This window comes from Sphingomonas sp., from assembly GCF_035555815.1.
Classification (GTDB): Bacteria; Pseudomonadota; Alphaproteobacteria; order Sphingomonadales; family Sphingomonadaceae; genus Sphingomonas.
In genome coordinates this window covers 1-14982 of record NZ_DATMGG010000012.1, presented here as the reverse complement: position 1 = coordinate 14982, position 14982 = coordinate 1, and the positions used below count along the sequence as shown (strand labels likewise).

Sequence of the window (14982 nt, the reverse complement as noted above, 5' to 3'; positions counted from 1 at the left end):
CACCGCGAAGGGCGAATACACCGACTATCTGCCCAACGTCAGCTCGCGGATCGCGTTCACCGACAAGCTGCAGCTGCGCCTGGCGTTCACCCAGACGCGCACGCGGCCGAACTTCTTTGACATGCGGCCGAACACCTCGCTCGGCCAGCCGGTGATCCTGGCCCCGGGTGATCCGTGCCTGACCGATCCGACCACCGCGGACTGCGTCGAGCGCCTGCGTCGCGGCGGCTCCGCCGGCAATCCGGACCTGAAGCCGCTGACGTCCGACAATTACGACGCCAGCCTGGAATATTACTTCTCGCGCACTGGATCGCTGACCGCCGCGATCTTCCGCCACGACGCGGAAGGGTTCCTGGCGACGGTGGCGGACCGGTCGACGCCGGGCCTTCGCATCGATCGCCCGGTCAATCTGGGCCAGACCCGGCTTCAGGGCGTCGAGGTCGGGTTCACCAGCTTCCTCGATATCGACGGGCTGCCCGCCTGGGCAAAGGGCTTCGGCATCCAGGCCAACGGCACCTACATCGACGCCAAGGGCGATCTTCAGCCCAATTTCGCCGCCACGCTGAACAATGAGCAGCAGGCGTTCCCCGGCGTTTCGAAATGGACGTTCAACGCGATCGCGCTCTACGAAAATCCGCAGTTCTCCGCCCGGCTGGCGTATAACTATCGGTCGAAGTTCGTGAATTTCTACAGCCTGGAGGCGCTCGATCCGATCGCCCATGCGGTGACGGAAAAGGCGCGCGGCCAGCTTGACGGGTCGATGTCGATCACCCCGGTGCCCAACGTCACCATCGCCTTCGACGTGACGAACATCCTCGGCAACCCGCTCCAGCGCTATCGCCAGTACAATACCGGTGACAGCTACACGCGCCAGATCATCTATCTGGAACGCACCTATTCGCTGGGCGTGCGGTTCCGCTTCTGACGGACGGGGGAGGGGCATGCGCACGCGCCATCACCTCTTTCTCGCGCTGGCCGGAGCGGTAGGCGTACTCGGCCTGACCGTCGCGGATCGCCCCGCGACGGCAGAGGCGGCGGCGGCCAGCGCGGCGGACCGGATCATCAACGATCCACGCGTGCCGTCGCTCACGCCCTATGGCCTGGCGCTGCCGCCGCAGGTGCGATCGGACAAGACCGTGCAGTTCGGCAAGGCGATGCGGATCGCGCTGTCTGGGCATCCCGACTTCGGCCGTATCGGGGTGATCACCCCGACGCTCAAGCCGGTGCGCAAGGGAGATCGCGTCGTCATCGCGTTCTGGGCGCGCGCGGTCGAGACGCAGAACGGCGCGCCGGGCCGCATCGGCCGCGTGCAGCTCGAGGCAACGCCGGTGGTCCGCGCCATCTTTGAAAAGCCGTTCGAGATCGCAGCGGAATGGAAGATGTACCAGCTCTCCGGCAGCGCCGATCAGGATTATGCGCCGGGCGCGCTCAATGCGGCGCTCCATCTCGACGTAGCGAAACAGGTGCTGGAGATCGGCCCGGTGTTCATCCTCGATTACGGACAGCCATCATGATGCGACGGATAGCGGCGGCGGTGATCGGGCTGGCGGCGGCGGGGGCCGCGCTGGCGAGCAATCCGCAATTCCAGGGCGCCGATCCCCACGCGATGTTCATCGGCGACGAGCTGTGGGTCTTTCCCACGGGCGGCCCCGGCGGCGCGTGGACCGCCGACCGGTTCGGCGCCTTCTCGTCCGCCGACCTCAGGAGCTGGAGGAATCGCGGCGAATTGATCCGCCGTGACCAGATCGGCTGGATCAAGGATGACGGCGCGCCGGAGCATTTCCTGTGGGCGCCGGGCGTCGCGACGCGCGCGGGCAAATGGTATCTCTATTTCTCCGTCGGCCCGCAGAACCCGACGCCCAGCCGGATCGGCGTGGCGGTCGCCGATCGGCCGGAGGGGCCGTACCGCGACAGCGGCCGCCCGCTGGTGACCGGCGAACTGGTCCGCGACGGGCACGGGTTCGAGGCGATCGATCCGATGGTGTTCGTCGATCGGCGCAACGACAAGGCCTACCTCTACGCCGGCGGCAGCGCCGGGGCGACGTTGCGCGTGTGGGAACTGGCCCCCGACATGATCAGCATCGCGCGCGAGGTGAGCGTGCCCCAACCGCCGAACTTCACCGAAGGCGCGTTCATGCATGAGCGCGCCGGCACCTATTATCTCTCCTACAGCCACGGCCGGTGGAACGCGGGCGATTACAGCGTGCACTATGCGACCGCGCCGTCGCCGGTCGGCCCCTGGGCCTATCGCGGGAAAATCCTGAGCAGCGACGCAACGCATCAAGGGCCGGGCCACCACAGCTTCGTCCAGGCCCCCGGCGGCGAATGGCTGATCGTCTATCACCGCTGGGAACGCGCGCCCGGCGCCGAACCGTTCAGCGGCGAGCGGCAGGTGGCGATCGACCGCGTCCGCTATGCCACCGACGGCACGATCCTCCCCATTCGCATGACCGATGGCAAGGCGGCGCCGACGCTGCCGCTGCGCTGAGGCGGCGGTGGCTGGCCGACCCTACGGAATGCGCCGTCGCGCCGTCGCCGTGGCGCTGGTTGCCGCGATGCTGACGCCCGCCGCCGCGTCCGTATCCGCACAGGAGAATCCTCCGGGCGGCCCCGAAACCCCCTATGTCGATCCCGACCGCGCCTATCTGTTCGCGCACATGATGAAGGGCGACTACGGCGTCCTCTATTATTCCGTCAGCGTCGACGGCCTGCACTGGCGGCCACTCAACGGCGGGCGACCGGTATCGGCGGACTATCATGGCCATGCCTCGATCGCGCGCGGAGGCGATGGGCGCTACTATCTGGTCGGCAACAAGGGCGACGACGATCCGCTGATCCGCTTCTGGACCTCGACCGACCTGATCCGCTGGACGCCATATGGCACCTATCGGCCCGACCTGAAGGCGATCCCGGATCACCCCCACGCGCTGGCGCGGATCGGCGCGCCCAAGCTGTTCTTCGACACCGCATCCGCCCGGTTCTTGCTGAGCTGGCACACGCCCAATCTCGACGGATCACCCACCGATCCGGAACGCTATTGGGGCAGCCAGCGCACGCTCTACGTGCTCTCCCCCGATCTCAAGCGGTTCGACGCGAAGCCGCGGCGGCTGTTCGCGTGGGACATGGCGACGATCGATACGGTCGTGCAGCCCAACGACAGCGGCCCCGGCTATTGCGCGGTCATTAAGGACGAGCGCTATCCGTCCTATGCCTGGGTGACCGGCAAGACGATCCGGATCAGCTGCGCGTCGACGCTGACCGGTCCCTATCCGCCGCCGGGGCCGCCGCTGAGCCCCAATTTTCGCGAAGCCCCGACCGTGATCCGCTCGCCCGACGACAAGGACTGGTTGCTCTATTACGAGCAATATGCCGGCACGAGTTATGGCCTGTCGAAAGCGCCGACACTGGCGGGTCCGTGGTTTCAGGTTTCCGGCAACAGCGGCGTGCCCGAATGGAATCGCTATGAGATGACGCCGGGCGCCCGCCACGGATCGATGATCGCGATCACCCGGCGGCAATATGACGCGCTGGTCGCGGCGTTTCCCGGCGGTTCGCCGCCATAGCCGCGCTCAGAAGGCGCCCGGAACCTCGCGCTGGAACGTGCTCGGCCGATCCGGCGACAGCAGTTCCTGCCCGACCGGCGTAGCGACCGACAGGCTGCGCGCGGCCACCCCCGCGCTGGCGCTGGTGATCGGCGTGCAGCTGCGCCCCGCGATGAAATCGAGCGCGGCGCGGGTCGAGGCCTCACGCGGGTCGCCCAGCGGATAGCCGATATCGTCGCTGGCCCGGCAACTGACGTCGACGGTGTTGGCGAGGCCGTCGAAATAGGCTCCCTGATGATTGGCGTTCTCGATCGCCAGCGCGATCACGCGCAGCCGGTCATCGCATTCGGGCTTGTCGATCGCGATCTGCCCGACCGGCTTGCCATAGGTGTTGGTGCCGATCAGCGCCATCTGGCCGCGATAATAGGGCAGGAAACCGTTGATCACCAATTCGCTGGCCGACGCCGTGCCGCCGGTGCCGATGAAGGCGATGCGGGTGGGCGTCACCGCCTCGGGTTGCGGGGTGAAGTAATGGACTTCGTTCTCGGCGGCCTTTTCGGGGCGGAAGGTCACATAGTCGAACGGGTCGGACGCGGTCTGGCGGCCGCCCATCAGGTCGCCCATCAGTTCGGCGACCGAGATCAGCCCGCCGCCATTGTAGCGCAGGTCGACGACGAAGTCGGTGATGCCCTGCGCGCGGAAGGCGGCGAACGCCTGGCGCAGCGCCGGCCTGGCGGTGGAGATGAAGCTGCGCAGGTTGACATAGCCGACCCGCCGCCCGTCGTCGTCGATCACCTTGGCGCCGTATCGCGTCGAAACCGGCGGCAGCTCGAAATCGGTCTTGGTCAGCGTCACTGTGCGGGTGCCGCTGCTGTCCGTCACGCGCAGCACCCGCGCCGTCCCAGCGGTGTCCGGCCCCAGCGCGTCGCTCAGCCCGGCGGTGCCCGCACCGGCGATGATGTCGGTGACGTTGCGCAGATTGGCGGTCGTCGTGCCCACCGCGACGATCTCCGCCCCGCGATCGATCAGCGCGTTGAGGGCGGGGGCGCCCTCGAACGCTTCGATCACGAACAGCCGGTTGCCGGAGGTAAGGCCGAGCCGGAGGCCGAACCCGGCGCTCGACCCGCTGTCGTAATAGGCGTCCTCCTCGGCGATCGAGGTCAGGTAGGTGAAATAACGGTCGCGGCGCTGCGACCGCGCGGTCGCGGTCAGCGCGTCGATATAGCTGCCGACGTCGGCATAGGGCGCGGGATCGAGCGTCGCCGGCAGCGTTTCCGGGAACAGATACCATTCGCGCATCTGGTCCGCAGCCCATTGCTGGCGCTCGCGCAGCGTGCAGCCGGCGGTGGCGGTCGGCGTGGGCGTCGGGGTCGGCGTCGGTGTGGGCGTCGGGCTGGGCGTCGGTGCGCTCACCGATCCGCTGCCACCGCCGCCACAGGCGGACAGCATCGCCGCCAGTCCCAGCATCGCCCCAAACCGCTGCCGCTTCGCCATGCTACGCCTCACCACCTTGCCCGTCCGGCCGGCGGGTTGTCGGCGGGGGCGACGTGCGCGTCAATCGCCATCCTCGCCATGGCGAGGGAATCGCCGCGCGCTCACAGCGGCGGCAGCGCCCAGTCGATCGGCGCCAGCCCGCGGCTTTCGAGGAAGGCGTTGGCCTGGGAGAACGGCCGCGAACCGAAGAAACCCGTGTGCGCCGACAGCGGCGACGGGTGCGGCGCCTTCAGTACCAGATGCCGCCCGCCGCGATCGACGCTGTCGACGGCCGCCGCCTTCTTCTGCGCGTGACTGCCCCACAGCAGGAACACCACCGGGGTCTCGCTGGCGTTGACCTGGCGGATCACCGCGTCGGTGAAGCGTTCCCACCCGCGCCCCTGATGTGACGCGGCCATGCCCATCTGCACCGTCAGCACCGTGTTGAGCAGCAGCACGCCCTGTTGCGCCCAATGTTCCAGAAAGCCGTGGCGCGCCGGGGCGATGCCCAGGTCGCTGTGCAGTTCCTTGTAGATGTTGACCAGGCTGGGCGGGGTGCGCACGCCCGGCCGCACCGAAAAGCACAGGCCGTGCGCCTGCCCCGGCCCGTGATAAGGATCCTGCCCGAGGATGACGACTCGCACCCGGTCGAGCGGGGTCAGGTCGAGCGCGCGGAACCACTCGCCGCCGGCGGGGAAGATCGCCTTGCCCGCCGCCTTCTCCGCAATCAGGAAGCGGCGCAGGTCGGCCATGTACGGGCTGTCGAACTCGCCTTGCAGCGGTTCGCGCCAACTGGGGTGGAGCTTGATCTCGGCCATGGCGACGGTTGATCGCGCGGTGGCCGCGCTGTCAATCGCGTGGCCCGCACATATCACCGCACCCACAAAGAAAGCCGCCATCGCTCAGCAACTTGGCGGCCGGCAGGGCGTTGATGCCCCACGCTTGCCGATCCCGACCAATACCGGCCGGCGCCCACGTCATCCCTCTGCCACAGGAGAGCCCCATGGGCCTGTTCACCAAGGATATCGCCACCTTCGACGATCTGTTCCTGCACCAGCTTCAGGACGTCTATTATGCGGAGAACCAGATCACCAAGGCGCTGCCCAAGATGATCGACAAGGCGACCGACCCCGCGCTCAAGGGCGGGTTCGAGACGCATCTGCGCGAAACCGAGGGCCAGATCCGCCGCCTCGACGAGATTTTCGGGTTGCTGGGTCAGGAGCCGAAGGGCGTGACGTGTCCGGCGATCGACGGCATCATCAAGGAAGCCAACGAGGTGGCCGGCGACATCGCCGACAAGCGCGTGCTTGATGCGGCGCTGATCGCGTCCGCACAGGCGGTCGAGCATTATGAGATCACGCGCTATGGCACGTTGATCGCCTGGGCCAGGCAGCTCGGCCAGACTCGCGCCGCCGAGATCCTGCAGGAAACGCTGGAGGAGGAACGCAGCACCGACGAGAAGCTCACGGCGATGGCGGAGACGCGGGTCAACGTACAGGCGGAACTCGCCCCGGCCTGAACCCCGCAATCCTTCCACGGTCGCCCCACCGGGCGGTTTCGTCCGTTCGCGCCACCCCGGCCGGCGCGAACGGACGAATTTGCGGTGCTGCGTTCCGCTGCGCGCGCGGCTAAGTGTCCCCTCACGATCGAGGAGGAGCTGTCATGACCGTCACCGGAAGCTGCCATTGCGGCAATGTGGGCTACATGATCGACGGGCCGGCGCCATCTGCGGCGGTGACATGCAACTGCTCGATGTGTCGACGCAAGGGGTCGCTGCTCCATTTCGTGCCGGCGGAAGCGGTTACCGTGACCGGACGCGAATCGCTGACCGGCTACACCTTCAACACCCACAAAATCCGGCACCAGTTCTGCGCGACCTGCGGCGTTGCGCCGTTCAGCGAGGGGACCGCGCCCGACGGCAGGGCGATGGTCGCGCTGAACCTGCGCTGCGCCGACGCGCTTGACCTCGATTCGCTGGAGATCAGCCATTTCGACGGTGCGGCGCTCTGATGCACGTCGAACACAGCGCCTGCGCCGACGCGGCCCCCGCCATCGCCTTCGACGATTTCCTGCGGGTCGACATCCGCATCGGCACCATTGTCGAGGCGCGCGATTTCCCCGAGGCGCGCAAGCCCGCCTATCGCCTGCTGATCGATTTCGGCGACCCGATCGGACGCAAGGCGTCGTCGGCGCAGATCACCGAACATTATGCGCCCGAAACGCTGGTCGGGCGCCAGGTCGCGGCGGTGGTCAACTTCCCGCCGCGCCAGATCGGCCCAATGATGAGCGAGGTGCTGACGCTCGGCTTTCCCGACGCGGATGGAAAGGTGGTGCTGATCGGCCCGTCGGTGCCGGTCCCCGACGGCGGGCGGCTGTTCTAGGGTCCCGGCCATTCCTGCGGTTGATAACCGGCATTCGGTTCCGTCATTACCCACCCGCGCCGATTTCGGCGCAGAGCGGGCGGCTGCACCATGGGGACATCGGACATGACGGATATCGATCGCGACGCGGAAATGAACGACCTGCGCATGAGCGAGGGCGCGCGCCCGCTGTTCGACGCGGTGAAGCGGCACATCGCGGAGAATGTCGACCCGATCACCGAGGAATTCTATCGGCTGGGCCACGACCGCAAGAATCGCTGGGAATGGGCGCCGGGCCAGCTTGAATTGCTCGAGACCGCCAAGGCCAAGGCGCGCGCGGCAGGATTGTGGAACTTCTTCCTGCCCGACGCGCACACCGGGCAGGGGCTCGCCAACCTCGACTATGCCTATATCGCCGCCGAGCTGGGCAAGTCCCCGCTGGCGTCGGAGACACTCAATTGCTCCGCGCCCGACACCGGCAACATGGAGGTGCTGGAGCGCGTCGGCACGCCCGAACAGAAGGCGCGCTGGCTCGAACCGCTGCTGGAGGGCAAGATCCGCTCCGCCTATGCGATGACCGAGCCGGGCGTGGCGTCGTCGGATGCGAAGAACGTGCGGACCAGCGCGGTGCTCGACGGCGATGAATGGGTGATCAATGGAGAGAAGTTCTTCATCACCGGCGCCGGCGATCCGCGCTGCAAGGTGATGATCTGCATGGTGCGGACCAGCCCCGATGCCCCCGCGCACCAGCAGCAGTCGCAGATCCTGGTGCCGATCGACACGCCGGGGGTGACCGTGGTCGGGCCGATGTGCGTGTTCGGCGACGACCATGCGCCCTATGGCCATATGCACATCAAGCTCGAGAATGTCCGCGTCCCGCATGACAATATCCTGCTGGGCGAAGGGCGCGGCTTCGAGATTTCGCAGCTTCGCCTTGGGCCGGGCCGCATCCACCATTGCATGCGCACCATCGGCAAGGCGGAGATCGCGCTCGACCTGATGGTCAAGCGCGGTAACGCGCGGGAGGCGTTCGGCCGGTCGCTGCTGATGCTGGGCAAGAACCTGGAACTGGTTTCCCGCGCGCGGATCGAGATCGAGGCGATGCGACTGATCGTGCTGAAGGCGGCGCGGGCGATGGACGTGCTCGGCAACCGTGAGGCGCGGGTGTGGGTCAGCATGGCCAAGGCGATGGTGCCCGAGCGTACCTGCCGCATCATCGACGAGGCGATCCAGATCCACGGCGCAGCCGGATTGTCGCAATGGACGCCGCTCGCCGATCTTTACGCCGACGTTCGCCACCTGCGCTTCGCCGATGGGCCGGACGAGGTGCATCACATGGTGGTCGGCCGCGCCGAAGCGGCGCGCCATTGAGGGTGCCCGGCGCTGGCATCGGCGTGGCGCTGGCGCTGCTCGCGCCCGCCGCTGCCCATGCGCAGGACCATCGCGGCGATGAAGGGGCCGGCGATGACGTGATTGTCACCGCGCAGCGGCGCGCGCAGGCGTCGCGCGACGTGCCGATCTCGCTGACCGTTCTCGACGGCGGCGAGCTGGAACAGCAGGCGGCGCTCAACCTCGACCGGATCGGTGCGCAGGTGCCCAACCTGTACCTCGCGCGCAATTTCGGCACGACGTCGGGCGCGCTGGTGTTCATGCGCGGGGTGGGAGAAGGCGATTCGATCTTCACCAACGATCCGCCGGTCGGCATCTACCTCGACGACGTGCTGTTGCCGCGCTCGACGGGTGCGATGCTCGACCTGAGCGACATCGACCGGATCGAGGTGCTGCGCGGGCCGCAGGGCACCCTCTACGGCCGCAACACCAGCGGCGGCGCGATCCGCATCATCACCCGCCGCCCCGACCCCGCCCATGCCGACGCCATGGCCGACGCGACGATCGGCAGCTTCGGACGAATCGATGTGCGCGGCGCGGCCAATGCGCCGCTGTCGGACCGCGCTGCGCTGCGCGTGTCGCTGCTGTCGCGCACCCAGCGCGGCTGGGGTCGCAACCTGACCGACGGCGCGCGGGTCAACGGGCAGGATGTCCAGGCCGCGCGCGCCAGCCTGTTGTGGGACATGCCCGCTGGCGGATCGGCGCAGCTATCCGCCGACTACAGCGACGAGCGGTCCGCCCCGCGCTTCCCGCAGCAGTTCGCTCCCGATCCGGCGACGCCGGGGCGGTACCTCAACCGTTTCGTCGCGCCGGATGGGTCGATCGACAATTTCCGCTCCGCCGACACCAATCCGCTCAACGACACGCTGACCGGCGGCGCATCGTTGCGACTGAGCTGGCCGCTGGGCGACGGCACGCTGACCGCGATCAGCGGCTATCGCGCGCTCCGGTCGCAGATCGGGTTCGATCAGACCGCCAACGCGTCCGGCATCGGCGCCAACATCATCCTGTTGCAGGACCAGCGCCAGCACAGCTTTAGCCACGAACTGCAATATGCCGGTACGCTGGCCGGCGGCCGGGTCGATTATGTCGCCGGGCTGTTCCACTTCACGGAGCATAATGATCAAATGACCGCGATCAGCGGCGCCGTCCCGGCCGGATCGCCGGCCGCACGCTTCCTGACCGGCGATTTCTTTGCGGCGCCGTCGCGGTCGGGTGGGGATCTTGGCAATTGGTCGCCCTATCGCCCGCAACTCGATACGCGCAGCCTGTCGGCGTTCGCGACGGTGACCGCGCGGGTGGCGCGCCGCCTGAACCTCAGCGCCGGGTTGCGTTTCACCGACGAAGTAAAGCGGTACGACGTGCGCTTCCTCACCGCGCCGGGCGAGACATTGATCCTGCCCGACGGCACCGAGGCGCACCGCCGCATCCGCCAGGGCTGGCGCGATCTCTCGCCCCGGCTGGCGATCGATTACACGCTCGAACGCGGCGACCTGCGCGCGTTGCTCTATGCAAGCGCGGCGAAGGGCTTTCGCAGCGGCAGCTTCGACGGGCGCGCGCGCAACATCGATTTCGTTCTGCACCGTCAGGGCGCGATCGCCCCCGAGACGCTGTGGAGCTACGAAGGCGGGGTCAAGGCCGGCGCGCTGGGCGGGCGGCTGACCGCGAACGTCGACTATTTCGTCAACGACTACACCAACATCGCCTTCTCGGCCGCGCGCGCCAATCTGTCGCCGCCCGAGATCTTTCGCCAGAATGTCGGCGACGCCCGCATCGCGGGGTTGGAGGCGGACATCTCGGTTCGACCGGTGCGCGGGGTCGAGGTCGGCGGGTGGCTCGCGACGCTGGACGACCGGATCACGCGGCTGGCGGCCAGCCCCGGCTGTACCGCGTTCGTCGCCGACGAACGTCGCCTCGATCTGCGCTTTACCCCGGCGCGGCGGTTCGCGGGGCGCGCCAGCTTCGAGCATCGCACGCGGCTGGGCCGGTTCCGCATAGGCGGCGACTATACGGGGTCCAGTCCCTATTCGATCGCGCTGTGCAACGAACCGCAGCACCGCGTCGACAATATGGAACAGCTCAACGCCCAGTTCGGCTGGGATTCGGTGCGCGGCGGCTGGTCGGTGATCGTCGCCGGCACCAATCTGACCGACCGACGCTGGAACACGGGCAGCGTCGGGGTGATCGGCTATCCCGCCGAACCGCGTCAGATCAACCTGACGGTGCGCCGCCGCTGGTGACCGGCCGGCGCCGCCGGACCGCGTGAAAACCCGCACTGATCGTGCCGCGCCACCGCCGCACAGCATTGACTTGGCTTCCAAGTCTAATATAGCACTCGGTAACAAAATAAGCCGAGCAGTAAATTGCGCGGCGGGCTGGAGAGGAGTGGCGTGATGGTACAATCGGGCGCGATGCGGAGCTGGATGCGGGCAGGGGTGTGCGTGCTGGCGCTCGCGATGAGCGATGCTGCCTTCGCGCAGGACGCGCCGGCCAGCGACCCGGCCGCGCAGTCGGCGGACGGCTTGGGCGAGATCGTCATCACCGGCTCGCGCGCGATCAAGGACGGCGCCAACGCGCCGACCCCGGTGGCGGTGGTCTCCAGCGAACAGCTTTCCGCGGCGGCGCCGGGCAACATGGCCGAGGCGCTGGTCCAGCTGCCGGTGTTCAGCGGCTCTTTCAAGCCGAGTTCGGCCGGCTCCAATCACTCGGCGTCGGGCGGCGGCGCCAGCCTGCTCGCGCTGCGCGGCCTCAGCCCGACCCGCACGCTCGTGCTACTCGACGGCAAGCGGATCGTGCCGACGACGATCAGCGGCACCACCGACGTCAACCTGATCCCGCAGGGGCTGGTCAGCCGTGTCGACGTGGTCACCGGCGGCGCATCGGCGGCCTATGGCTCCGACGCGGTCGCCGGCGTGGTCAATTTCGTGCTCGATTCGCGCTTTCAGGGGGTGAAGGGCTATGTCCAGGGCGGCTTGTCGTCGCGCGGCGACGCGGGGTCGCAAAAGGCCAATCTGACCGCCGGCACCAGCGCCGCCGGCGGCCGGCTGCACCTGCTCGCCTCGTTCGACTATTTCCGGCAAAAGGGCATCAATCTCGACTATAACGGCCGCACCTGGGCGGAGCAGGGCTGGACGTTCATTCCGGCCAGCGCGACCTCTTCGCAGCTGGTGATCGTGCCCGACGGGCGCGATGCCTATGCGACCGCCGGCGGGACGATCACCGGCTGCCAGCCGGCAGGCGTCGCCTGTCCGCTGGCACTGACGCGTTTCCAGTCCGACGGCACGCTCACCGCCTTCCACACCGGCAGCAACCTTGGCACCGCCGCCGCCAGCGGGGGCGACGGCGCCGCACGCCGCGCGCAGCTGGTGCCGACGCTCGATACCAAGAACGTGTTCGCCCGCGCCTCGTTCGACGTCTCCGATTCGCTGACCGCCTATGTCGAGGGGACCTATGGCAAGGTCGGCATCGAATATTTCGGTGCCAACAACACCAACGTCCTGTCGACCAATTCGCTGACGATCTTTTCCGACAACGCCTATCTGCCGCAGGCGGTGCGTTCGGTGATGGCGGCGAACGGCATCAATTCCTTCTCGATGCAGCGGATCAATTACGAGCTTGGTCCGGTGAACTATTACACCGATACCGAGACCTATCGCATCGTCGGCGGCCTGAACGGCAGGCTGTCGGACAAGTGGAGCTTCTCCAGCTACGTCCAGTACGGCCGGTCGGATTCGCGCTACCGCATCACCAACAACCAGATCGTCGACAACATTTTCAACGCGGTCGACGCGGTCGTCGACCCGGCGAGCGGGCAGGTGGTGTGCCGGTCGACCCTGCTCGGAACGGCGGCGGGCGCGGGCTGCGTCCCGATCAACCTGTTCGGCGCGGGCGCCGCATCGGGCGCGGCGATCAACTATGTCACCGGCACGTCGGACACGCGGATCGAAAGCCGCCAGCTGGTCGCCGCCGCCGACATCCGGGGCGAGCTGTTCAGCTTGGCGTCCGATCCGATCACCGTCGCGTTCGGTGGCGAATACCGGCGCGAGGAAGGACAGGTCACCAACGATCCGACCAGCGCGCGCACCCGCGACGGCACCGGCATCCGCGGTTATCCGGCGGCGCAACAGGGCCTGTTCGGCGGCTATCTCTACAGCCTGAACGGCCTGCCGCTGAAGGGCGACTTCAACGTCAAGGAAGCCTTCGCCGAAATCAACGCGCCGCTGCTGTCGGATACCCCCGGCTTCGACCGGCTCGATCTGAACGCCGCGATCCGTTACGCCGACTACAGCACCGTCGGCGGCGAGACGACGTGGAAGGTCGGCGGCATCTGGCAGCCGATCCCCGACATCCGTTTCCGCGGCACACGCTCACGCGATATCCGCGCGCCGAACATCCAGGAACTCTACACCGTATCGAACCAGATCAACGGCGCGTCGGCCTCCGACCCACAGCTGGGCGGCGCGCGCACCGTGTTCCTGCAGCGCCAGACCGGCAACCGCAATCTGGCCGCCGAAGTCGCTGATTCGACCAACGTGGGCGTGGTGTTGCGGCCGCGCTTCCTGCGTGGGTTCACCGCGTCGGTCGACTATTTCAAGATCAAGATCCGCGACGTCATCGCCCAGCCGACCGTGCAGCAGGTCGTCGACGATTGCGGCCTGTCGAGCTGTTCGCTGATCCAGCGCAACAGCGATGGAACGATCAACGTCGTCATCACCCCCAACCAGAACCTTGGCCTGCTCGAAACCGACGGCGAGGATTACGAACTGGGTTATGCCACCACGCTCGGCTCTGGGCGGCTCAACCTGCGGCTGCTGGCGACCCACACCCGGCAACTGGCGCTGACCGTGAACGGGCGCAAGATCGACCGGGTCGGCGACCTCAACGTGCTGCAGAACGTCAATCCGCCCGCCGCCGTCGAATGGACGGGCTCGTTCAGCGTCGACTGGCGCAACGACAGGTGGCACCTGTTCGCGCAGGAACGCTACGTCGGTTCGGGCCACCTCGACAGCACGGTGACCTATGCCCCCGGCATCGACACCAATGTGCCGGCGGTGTGGTACACCGACGCCACGATCGGCTACAAACTGCCGACGTCGAGCGGCAACATGGAGCTCTACGCCACGATCAACAATCTGTTCGATCAGGATCCGCCGATCACCCCGAACGGATCGCCGACCGCGCCGCGCGCGGCCAACGGCGGCATCTATGACCTGATCGGGCGCTATTACACCATGGGCCTGCGCGTGAAATTCTGACGCGCGTTCCCTCTCCGCCGGGCCGATCGATCGCGGTCCGGCGGCTTTACGTTGCGCACGCGGCACAGGCGGCCGGTTGCGGACAAGGTCCGCTCATCCTAGGAATGGCGCGATGACCGAACGGCTACCCCTTCGTCAGCGCAAGGCGGAGCGCACCCGCAACGACATCATTCGTTCGGCGATGACGCTGTTCGAGCGCCAGGGCTATGTCGAGACGACGCTCAACCAGATCGCCGACCTCGCCGAAATCCACAAGCAGACCGTGCTGCGCTACTTCGCGACCAAGGAAGACATCGCGCTGGCGCTGCACCTCGCCACGCTCGAACAGTTCCGCGATGCGCTGGAACGCCCCGATCGCGTAGTCTCCGTGCTGGAAAGCTGGCGCGAACATGTCGTCAAATGGTCGCGCCGGATCGGCGCCAACCCGCGCCAGTTCCAGTTCGGCCGCTCGCTGGCGCTGAATGACCGGATCATGGGCCACATGCTGCTGGTCGAGCGCCGCTACGAAGCGATGCTCGCCGAAGCTTTCTCGCGCGAAGCGGGCCTTGATCCGGAAACCGACCTTCATTCTAAACTGCTCGCCGTGATGCTCGTCGCGGGCAATTTCAGCGTGTCGAGCGAATGCTATCGCCGCGACGACGCGGGCGCGCTCGAAAGCGCCTGCACCGCGGTGGTCGATCACGCCGCCGCGCACTTCTCCCGCTAACCCATCCCCCACGCGAACCCGCGCTGCATCGGCGGTTGACTGCGGCTGTTGCGAAAAATATACCGAGAATAATTATCGACCCGGTTCGCATTCGGGCGATGGAGGAGACGGTGATGGCGCTTGTGAAGGTTCGGTCTGATCTGACCGCCAGCGTGTGGAAGGTGGAGGTCGCGGTCGGCCAGACCGTCGCCGAGAACGACGTGCTCGCCATCCTCGAATCGATGAAGACGGAAATCCCGGTCGAGGCGCCGGTCGCT

The 14982-nt window shown here is 67.4% G+C and carries 14 protein-coding genes; 12 read left to right on the top strand and 2 right to left on the bottom strand.

All coding sequences use genetic code 11. The annotated features are described in order from the left end of the window. The 4 genes from VNR91_RS00730 to VNR91_RS00715 form a co-directional block, all read left to right on the top strand. Positions 1-925: TonB-dependent receptor domain-containing protein (locus VNR91_RS00730; protein WP_325488878.1), on the top strand; the 925-nt coding region annotated here is incomplete at its 5' end. A 16-nt stretch (positions 926-941) separates the two neighbouring features. After that, positions 942-1514 (top strand): hypothetical protein, encoded by a 573-nt coding sequence (locus VNR91_RS00725; RefSeq protein WP_325488877.1) that lies wholly within the window; start codon positions 942-944, stop codon positions 1512-1514. Beyond that, positions 1511-2488: a family 43 glycosylhydrolase gene (locus VNR91_RS00720; RefSeq protein WP_325488876.1), complete on the top strand. Its 978-nt coding sequence runs from the start codon at positions 1511-1513 to the stop codon at positions 2486-2488. Before VNR91_RS00725 ends, VNR91_RS00720 begins: the two co-directional genes overlap by 4 nt. A 67-nt stretch (positions 2489-2555) precedes the next feature. Continuing rightward, complete coding sequence (locus VNR91_RS00715) at positions 2556-3563, top strand: glycosyl hydrolase family 43 (protein WP_325488881.1); 1008 nt, start codon at positions 2556-2558, stop codon at positions 3561-3563. 6 nt (positions 3564-3569) lie between these two features. Here the strand turns inward: VNR91_RS00715 and VNR91_RS00710 are convergent, their stop codons facing one another. Both VNR91_RS00710 and ung read right to left on the bottom strand, forming a co-directional pair. Beyond that, the gene (locus VNR91_RS00710) at positions 3570-5009 is read right to left on the bottom strand and encodes a S41 family peptidase (protein ID WP_325488880.1); all 1440 of its coding nucleotides are present in this window, start codon (positions 5007-5009) and stop codon (positions 3570-3572) included. 128 nt (positions 5010-5137) lie between these two features. Further along, the gene (ung, locus tag VNR91_RS00705) at positions 5138-5833 is read right to left on the bottom strand and encodes a uracil-DNA glycosylase (RefSeq protein ID WP_325488875.1); all 696 of its coding nucleotides are present in this window, start codon (positions 5831-5833) and stop codon (positions 5138-5140) included. A gap of 185 nt (positions 5834-6018) precedes the next feature. Here ung and VNR91_RS00700 point away from each other — a divergent pair, with 185 nt between their 5' ends. The 8 genes from VNR91_RS00700 to VNR91_RS13525 all read left to right on the top strand — a co-directional run. After that, positions 6019-6534, top strand: coding sequence for a ferritin-like domain-containing protein (locus tag VNR91_RS00700; RefSeq protein WP_325488874.1), 516 nt, complete (start codon positions 6019-6021; stop codon positions 6532-6534). Between the two features lie 143 nt (positions 6535-6677). Beyond that, on the top strand, positions 6678-7025 hold the full coding sequence (locus tag VNR91_RS00695; RefSeq protein ID WP_325488873.1) for a GFA family protein: 348 nt from the start codon (positions 6678-6680) through the stop codon (positions 7023-7025). Next, the gene (locus VNR91_RS00690; RefSeq protein WP_325488872.1) at positions 7025-7396 is read left to right on the top strand and encodes a tRNA-binding protein; all 372 of its coding nucleotides are present in this window, start codon (positions 7025-7027) and stop codon (positions 7394-7396) included. Before VNR91_RS00695 ends, VNR91_RS00690 begins: the two co-directional genes overlap by 1 nt. A 105-nt stretch (positions 7397-7501) precedes the next feature. Continuing rightward, positions 7502-8746, top strand: coding sequence for an acyl-CoA dehydrogenase family protein (locus VNR91_RS00685; RefSeq protein ID WP_325488871.1), 1245 nt, complete (start codon positions 7502-7504; stop codon positions 8744-8746). A 2-nt stretch (positions 8747-8748) separates the two neighbouring features. After that, on the top strand, positions 8749-11004 hold the full coding sequence (locus VNR91_RS00680) for a TonB-dependent receptor (RefSeq protein WP_325488870.1): 2256 nt from the start codon (positions 8749-8751) through the stop codon (positions 11002-11004). Between the two features lie 153 nt (positions 11005-11157). Further along, positions 11158-14019: a TonB-dependent receptor plug domain-containing protein gene (locus VNR91_RS00675; protein WP_325488879.1), complete on the top strand. Its 2862-nt coding sequence runs from the start codon at positions 11158-11160 to the stop codon at positions 14017-14019. Between the two features lie 112 nt (positions 14020-14131). Next, on the top strand, positions 14132-14725 hold the full coding sequence (locus VNR91_RS00670) for a TetR/AcrR family transcriptional regulator (RefSeq protein WP_325488869.1): 594 nt from the start codon (positions 14132-14134) through the stop codon (positions 14723-14725). Next, a partial coding sequence (locus tag VNR91_RS13525; RefSeq protein WP_414712354.1) for an acetyl-CoA carboxylase biotin carboxyl carrier protein subunit occupies positions 14641-14982 on the top strand: 342 nt, incomplete at its 3' end. The genes VNR91_RS00670 and VNR91_RS13525, both read left to right, overlap by 85 nt.

What these genes read in the sequence shown, in the direction of transcription:
- VNR91_RS00725 (WP_325488877.1), top strand. Translation starts at nt 942, where the DNA reads ATGCGCACGCGCCATCACCTCTTTCTCGCGCTGGCCGGAGCGGTAGGC.
- VNR91_RS00720 (WP_325488876.1), top strand. Translation starts at nt 1,511, where the DNA reads ATGATGCGACGGATAGCGGCGGCGGTGATCGGGCTGGCGGCGGCGGGG.
- VNR91_RS00715 (WP_325488881.1), top strand. Translation starts at nt 2,556, where the DNA reads ATGCTGACGCCCGCCGCCGCGTCCGTATCCGCACAGGAGAATCCTCCG.
- VNR91_RS00710 (WP_325488880.1), bottom strand. Translation starts at nt 5,009, where the DNA reads ATGCTGGGACTGGCGGCGATGCTGTCCGCCTGTGGCGGCGGTGGCAGC.
- ung (WP_325488875.1), bottom strand. Translation starts at nt 5,833, where the DNA reads ATGGCCGAGATCAAGCTCCACCCCAGTTGGCGCGAACCGCTGCAAGGC.
- VNR91_RS00700 (WP_325488874.1), top strand. Translation starts at nt 6,019, where the DNA reads ATGGGCCTGTTCACCAAGGATATCGCCACCTTCGACGATCTGTTCCTG.
- VNR91_RS00695 (WP_325488873.1), top strand. Translation starts at nt 6,678, where the DNA reads ATGACCGTCACCGGAAGCTGCCATTGCGGCAATGTGGGCTACATGATC.
- VNR91_RS00690 (WP_325488872.1), top strand. Translation starts at nt 7,025, where the DNA reads ATGCACGTCGAACACAGCGCCTGCGCCGACGCGGCCCCCGCCATCGCC.
- VNR91_RS00685 (WP_325488871.1), top strand. Translation starts at nt 7,502, where the DNA reads ATGACGGATATCGATCGCGACGCGGAAATGAACGACCTGCGCATGAGC.
- VNR91_RS00675 (WP_325488879.1), top strand. Translation starts at nt 11,158, where the DNA reads ATGGTACAATCGGGCGCGATGCGGAGCTGGATGCGGGCAGGGGTGTGC.
- VNR91_RS00670 (WP_325488869.1), top strand. Translation starts at nt 14,132, where the DNA reads ATGACCGAACGGCTACCCCTTCGTCAGCGCAAGGCGGAGCGCACCCGC.